Below are 6,527 nucleotides of genomic sequence, written 5' to 3' on the forward strand. Positions count from 1 at the left end.
CAGAATCACAAAGTTAGGCTAAAATTTGTCATGTAGAGATGGAGCCGGTGCTCCAGCTAATGTATGTACACAAAAGTTGTACAACATTTATTATTCTAGGAGGTTTTTAGATGTTAAAATCAGTCATTGAAAATGTTCATGCACTGGAAATCTATGATTCACGTGGTAACCCAACTGTTGAAGCTTTTGTTACCCTTTCAAACGGTATTGTAGGCAAGGCTGAAGTGCCATCAGGTGCTTCAACTGGTGAAAACGAAGCCGTTGAATTGCGTGACGGTGGCAGTCGTGTTGGTGGTAAAGGTGTTTCTAAGGCTGTTAACAATGTTAACACTAAAATTGCTGAAGCCTTAAAGGGCTTAGATCCTCACGATCAAGCAAATATTGATCGCGTTATGATCGAATTAGACGGTACACCAAACAAGGCTACTCTTGGTGCTAATGCTATCTTAGGTGTCTCAATGGCTACTGCTGTTGCTGCTGCTAAAGACAGTCACCAACCACTTTACAGATACCTTGGCGGAACTGACCTTGAAATGCCACAAACATTCCATAACGTTATTAACGGTGGTGAACACGCTGACAATGGTATCGATGTTCAAGAATTCATGATTACTCCAGTTAAGAAGACTTCATTCCGTGATGGTTTTGAAAAGATCGTTAACACTTACCACACTTTGAAGAAAGTTCTTGAAGACATGGGTTACGAAACTGGCCTCGGCGACGAAGGTGGTTTTGCTCCTAACATGAAGAGCTCAGAAGAAGCTTTGAAGGCTTTACACGAAGCAATCATTAAGGCTGGTTACAAACCAGGTGAAGATATTGCTATTGCTTGTGACTGTGCTGCTTCATACTTCTACAACAAAGAAGACAAGAAGTACCACTTCGAAGGTAAAGTTCTTGATGATCAAGAATTATCAGATTACTACGACAAGTTGCTTGGTGAATTCCCAGAATTAATCTCAATCGAAGACCCATACGACGAAAACGACGTTGACGGTATGATTAAATTTACTGAAACTCACAAAGACAGAATTCAAATTGTTTTGGATGACTTTATTTGTACTAACCCTAAGCTTTTAACTAAAGCTATTAAGGAAGGTGCTGGTAATGCTTCATTAATCAAGTTGAACCAAATTGGTACTGTAACCGAAACTTTGGAAACTATTCGTCTTTCACGTAAGAATGGTTACAACACCATGATTTCTCACCGTTCAGGTGAAACTGGTGACACCTTTATCGCTGACTTTGCTGTTGCTGTTAACGGTGGTCAATTGAAGACTGGTGCTCCAGCTCGTTCAGAACGTGTTGAAAAATACAACCGTTTGCTTGAAATCGAAGAAGAACTTGGTGATGGCGAACGTCTTGCCTTCTTCCCAGATAGCGTTGACAAAGACTAGTATATATAGTTTAAACCGTCTATGAAAAATTGATTTCTTAGACAAAAAAATATAGATCAAGAATTCCTTTTGGAAACATCTTGATCTATTTTTTTACTCTTTTTTTCTGTAAAGAAGCCCTACTGGCTTTCTTCCACGTTAATATTTTGAATAGTTATTTATTTAGCTTTACTTAATGCATCTTTGACTGCGTCTTTTAAGCCGCGACTTGTGTTTGAAGCGCCTGAAACGGCATCAACATCAACAGAATCTTCTTGAACCATTTTTTGCGGTAATTCTTTAATTGCCTTCAAACCATAATCATCTGATTCAGCTTGCTTCAAGACTTCAACGTTCTCCAAATCTTTTCCGTTCGAAGTGGTAACCCGGACAACAATCTCATCACCCATGCCCTGATTTGACTTACCAATGTATTGGTTAGGGCCTACTGGATAATCTTCCTTTTTTAGATCAGAAGCCAGAGATTTGGATGGCTTAGGTGGCAGCGGCTTATCTGCTTCTGAATCAACACAAAGCCCGCCACAATTGCCATCATCCTTTGGATGAGCGGCATTTTGACCCGCAATTTTACCAAAGATTAAGCAATCACCAAGGTCAGAACCACCTTGATATAAGTTAGACATATTGCTGCCCAACTCGCCTGCACCATATAAATGAGGAATTGGTTTATGGTCAGGATCAAGAATTTCTGCACGGGCATTTCTTCTTGGACCGGCTTCTGACCATCCAATTGTTTGTACAAGCAGAACTGCGTAATACGGACCTGTCTTGTCAAATGCAGTTAAAGTTTCTGGAGCACGGTGGAAAGCATAATCATATTGCTTTTCTGCAAACAAGTTAAATTCGTCAATTGTCTGTTGCAGTTTTTCAACAGTTACGCCCATTTTTTCTGCTAATTCAGCTACAGTATCACCTTTGACAACTGAATTAAGTGCCTTGTTGTCAGGGAACGTGTCAATCTTGCTAATCTTGTCGTATTGCTTTTGGTCAAAGACAAAGTATGGGTGAATTGGATTCAGTGGTTTATACCATGAACCATGATTTTCAACATAACCCTCACGTGCCCCTTGGTCTTCTTTAAAGTAACGGGTACCGTCGTCGCCCACAGTAAAGATACTGCCAGTATAGAAAATTGGGTTGCCCATGTAAAATGGTGCCCGCTTCATTCCTGGTTCATAAAATGCAAATGCTTGTTGCATTCCACCAGCTGCATACATTGACATGTGCCACATGTCTGCGCCAGCTTCATGAGCGAGGTCAATACCCTTACCTTTGTTATACAGTGTTCCCAAAGGAACCAACTTGTTAGAGCCGATATAGTCTTGTACTTTTTGCGGATTGTTTTCAATCCCACCTGTTGTCAGTACTACACCATTTTTAGCATAAATATTAAGCAAAACGTGATCACGTTCAATTTGTGCACCAACAATCTTTTTGTTTGGCAATTGCAATAAGTGCTTAACAGGTGAAGAATACCAGACATCAATTTGATCACTGCGGTCTAAGACATTTTGTCTTAATACATTCCATAATGAAGCATTAAAAATTCCTGGCTTCAAAGTAATCATATCGTAGCTCTTAGCACCCGGAAGATCAGGATGATCCGCAATTACAGCATCGTCACGAAGTCCTAAAATGGTCTTATAACTTACTGGATTGTCCACACCTAAATATTTCTTAAAATATTCTTTCATGTGAGTAATACCATGAACTACTGTGTTTTCAATTTCTGGATCAATCTCAAAATGTTGTGCTAAATGCTCATAGTAATTGCGATAGTCAGCTTCACTGCTGCTATAACCAACTAATTCAGCTGCATATCTAGTGTTACCACCTTCGTGACCTTCTGGAGCTGAATCAACAATTAAAACTTTAGCGCCATTATCTGCAGCGAAACGGGCAGCAGTAGCACCGGCACCACCAAAGCCTAAAACAACTACATCATAGCTTGCGTCATAATACGTATTTTTATTTACAATCATTAGTTTTACCTCGGTTAATAAAGAGCTTTACTTTTTAGCATAATTTGCGGCATTCTTACCTGCAATTCTGCCAAACACAGTACAAGTAGTAAGCATTGTCCCTGTTGAAGGATAAGTATGAACAAAAATTTGTCCCGTAGCTGATTCACCAGCCGCATAAACTCCAGCAATTGGTTTATCAGAAGTATCTAAAACTTGGGCATTCGTATTAATCTTTAAGCCACCAAAGCCGGCAACAGTTGTTGGGTAACCTTCGATTACATAATAAGGGCCATCTTGTGCAACAGGTTTAATATCATCTCTGCCAAAATCAGGGTCTTCTTTACCAGCAAAAGAATTATAGCGGGAGACAGTATCACTAAGTTCTTGCTGATCACAGCCCACTACTTGAGCAACATCAGCTAATGAAGCACACTTTTTAGCTTCTGGTATTGTAGCAGCTACTTTATATGATTCATTATCCTTGTCAAAAATCCAGAAGAACTTGTTACCTTCGGATTTACGAGCATCATTATACATTAATGAATAATGTTGCCCTTCCTTAGTAAAGCGCTTGCCTAAGTTGTTTACTGCTATTGTTTTACCTAAGACAACTAATGAATTAGCGGCACCACCAACTGATAAGTAGTTAGCAGTCATAATTCCCATTACGCCATCTTTGAATTCTGAAGCTGCATGTAAGCTTTCCGTGAGTTTAAGATAATCAGCATCATTATACGGTGTTGACATTGAACGAGTGCCTTTAGCACTTGGTGCATATTTATCACGAGTTTTTCTTGAGCCATCAAAACCGCCAACTGCAATAACTACAGACTTACATGAAATATCGTAATCGTCATATTTACCAACTGTAGTTACACCGGCGATTCGACTATTATCAGTTTTAATTTCTTCATGACTTTGGTTGTATAAGACAGGGATGTTAAGCTCTTCAATATGCTTATAAAGTGGTGCCATAATTGCCACTGGCCCTAGCTTGTAATTAATATGTGTCCGAGGTTTCTTAGAAATTCCCAATGACATAGCCATAAATTCTACGCCATATTTATCAGCATAATAATCAACTGCAGCGCCAGAATTATCAGCAATAGTTTTAACTAAGTCGTGATCAATTTCGCCACCGTCTTTTTTAGCAAAGTTTTCATAAAACTGTAGTAAATTTTCTGGGTCATTATCTTGATCCTTATTAAATTTACTGCCAGTAGCATACATGAATCCACCTGAAACAACAGAATTACCGCCTAAACGTCCTGTTTTTTCAATTAAGACAACATCTGCTCCACTTTCTTTAGCAGTGATTGCAGCATTTAACCCTGCCAATCCTGTACCCAGAACTACAACATCAGTAGTAATTTGATGTTCTTGCTTAGTAATTTTTTCTGAGCCAGAAAAATCATTTTTGCTTGCCCCTGCATTAGTCAAAGCAGCTCTTGTAGCATTTAAAATTCCTTTTGAAGTAAACGTTGCACCAGTAATTGCATCAACTGCAGTTGATCGATTGGCAACAATTTTTTCTGGAATTAACTTTAGTGCATTATCTGAAAGTAATGCCGTCTCTTTATGATCAGTAACTTTAACTGCAGATATTTTGCTATTCTCTACAGAAACAGCAACTTCGATATTAGCGTTATGACCTTGTGCAGTTCCTTGAAATGTTCCATCTTTTATCATCGAAAGCTCCTATCTTTATGCTTGATATTGATCATCAAAAATAATAATCGGTTTAATTGTTGTTCCAGCAACCGAATCTTTGATTGCTTGATTAATTTCTTCTGGTTTATAGAACTTAACAATCTTGTCAATTGGGAATCTACCGGAACGATACAAATCAATCATCTCTGGAATAAACTCTTGTGGAACAGAGTCACCTTCAATAATACCGGTAATGCTCTTAGAGAACGATAAAATATCAATCATTGGACTAAGTTCTTTAATTGTCTTTGTTCCCATTGCAACTACTGCAAATTGTCCCTTAATTGTCAAAGCAGTTAAACCTGCCTTCATAACATCAGGCTCACCAGTTGTATCAACAACATAATTTAATCCTTGGGAACCAACTATCTTTTGAATTTCTTCAATCATGTTCTCTTTAGTATTGTTAATTGTATCTGTTGCGCCAAACTCTTTGGCCATATCTAAACGCATGTCATTTTTATCGATTGCAATTACATGCTTGCAGTTAGATACAGCTGCACCCATAATTGCAGATAAACCTACTGAACCTGTTCCTAGCACAGCTAAATTAGAACCCAATTCTGGTTTCAAAGAATTCAGTACCGTTCCCGCACCAGTCATGTAACCACAGCCAAGAGGTCCAGCAAGTCTCAAATCTAAATCATCAGGAACTTTAACTAAATTATTGACGTTAGCTACCATATGATCCCCAAATGAAGATTGACCAAAGAAGTTACCAATATCTTTACCATCTTGCTTATGTAACCGATAGGTACCATCAGCCATTGGGCCACCGCTAGTGTTAAGTTTATTAAAGTTGACACATGATCCAGGCAAGCCATTACGACAAAAATGACACGTGCCGTCTGATGCAAAGCCCACGGCAACATGATCACCCTTCTTAAAAGCAGTCACATTGGAACCTACTTTTTCGACAATCCCTGCACCTTCATGGCCTAAAATTACTGGCAATTGAATTGGAAAACCACCATCTTGGAATTCAATATCACTATGACAAATTCCCGAAGCAACAGTCTTAATTAAGACTTCATTACTCTTAGGATCGTCCAATACAACATTTTCTAAATCTAAATCTTTTTTTTGTTCATTTAAAACAGCTGCTTTAATTTGCATAAAATTTGCCTCTTCTTGACAATAGTTATAATTAAATTTTTATTTTTACTAAAGTGTACTATATCACATAACCGCTTACATTTAAACGGATTTTTAAAGAAATAATCATCCAAATTTCCGTAATATAGACAATTACATTGACTTATCAAGTCAAATGATAGTTTGAACAAGCAAAATATTTTTTTAAAACGCATTCTTTTACTCTTTACTTATTTCTTTAATTGATGTTTTTACGCCAAGAAAAAAGGGGGCTTAGAATTAAATGGCTGTACACTTTTTCCTGTTGATGAATTTCCTTATGGTATTCTTTAACAGGATATTTTTTATGCTCAAAAACAAA

General features: G+C 37.9%; 4 protein-coding genes. 1 reads left to right on the top strand and 3 read right to left on the bottom strand.

All coding sequences use genetic code 11. The annotated features are described in order from the left end of the window. Window positions 1-110: 110 nt before the first annotated feature. The gene (gene eno, locus PT287_RS04540; protein WP_277132958.1) at window positions 111-1,397 is read left to right on the top strand and encodes a phosphopyruvate hydratase; all 1,287 of its coding nucleotides are present in this window, start codon (window positions 111-113) and stop codon (window positions 1,395-1,397) included. Window positions 1,398-1,555: 158 nt separating this feature from the next. On the opposite strand, the gene PT287_RS04545 is transcribed toward eno, so the two are convergent. The 3 genes from PT287_RS04545 to PT287_RS04555 are packed head-to-tail and all read right to left on the bottom strand — an operon-like array spanning window position 1,556 to window position 6,187. Further along, window positions 1,556-3,379, bottom strand: a complete 1,824-nt coding sequence (locus tag PT287_RS04545; protein ID WP_277132959.1) for an FAD-binding protein — start codon at window positions 3,377-3,379, stop codon at window positions 1,556-1,558. Window positions 3,380-3,406: 27 nt separating this feature from the next. After that, window positions 3,407-5,050, bottom strand: coding sequence for an FAD-dependent oxidoreductase (locus tag PT287_RS04550; protein ID WP_277132961.1), 1,644 nt, complete (start codon window positions 5,048-5,050; stop codon window positions 3,407-3,409). Between the two features lie 15 nt (window positions 5,051-5,065). After that, complete coding sequence (locus PT287_RS04555; protein WP_277132963.1) at window positions 5,066-6,187, bottom strand: NAD(P)-dependent alcohol dehydrogenase; 1,122 nt, start codon at window positions 6,185-6,187, stop codon at window positions 5,066-5,068. Between the last annotated feature and the right edge of the window lie 340 nt (window positions 6,188-6,527).

Source organism: Lactobacillus sp. ESL0679 (assembly GCF_029433515.1).
Lineage (GTDB): Bacteria > Bacillota > Bacilli > Lactobacillales > Lactobacillaceae > Lactobacillus.

What these genes read in the sequence shown, in the direction of transcription:
- PT287_RS04555 (WP_277132963.1), bottom strand. Translation starts at nt 6,187, where the DNA reads ATGCAAATTAAAGCAGCTGTTTTAAATGAACAAAAAAAAGATTTAGAT.
- eno (WP_277132958.1), top strand. Translation starts at nt 111, where the DNA reads ATGTTAAAATCAGTCATTGAAAATGTTCATGCACTGGAAATCTATGAT.
- PT287_RS04545 (WP_277132959.1), bottom strand. Translation starts at nt 3,379, where the DNA reads ATGATTGTAAATAAAAATACGTATTATGACGCAAGCTATGATGTAGTT.
- PT287_RS04550 (WP_277132961.1), bottom strand. Translation starts at nt 5,050, where the DNA reads ATGATAAAAGATGGAACATTTCAAGGAACTGCACAAGGTCATAACGCT.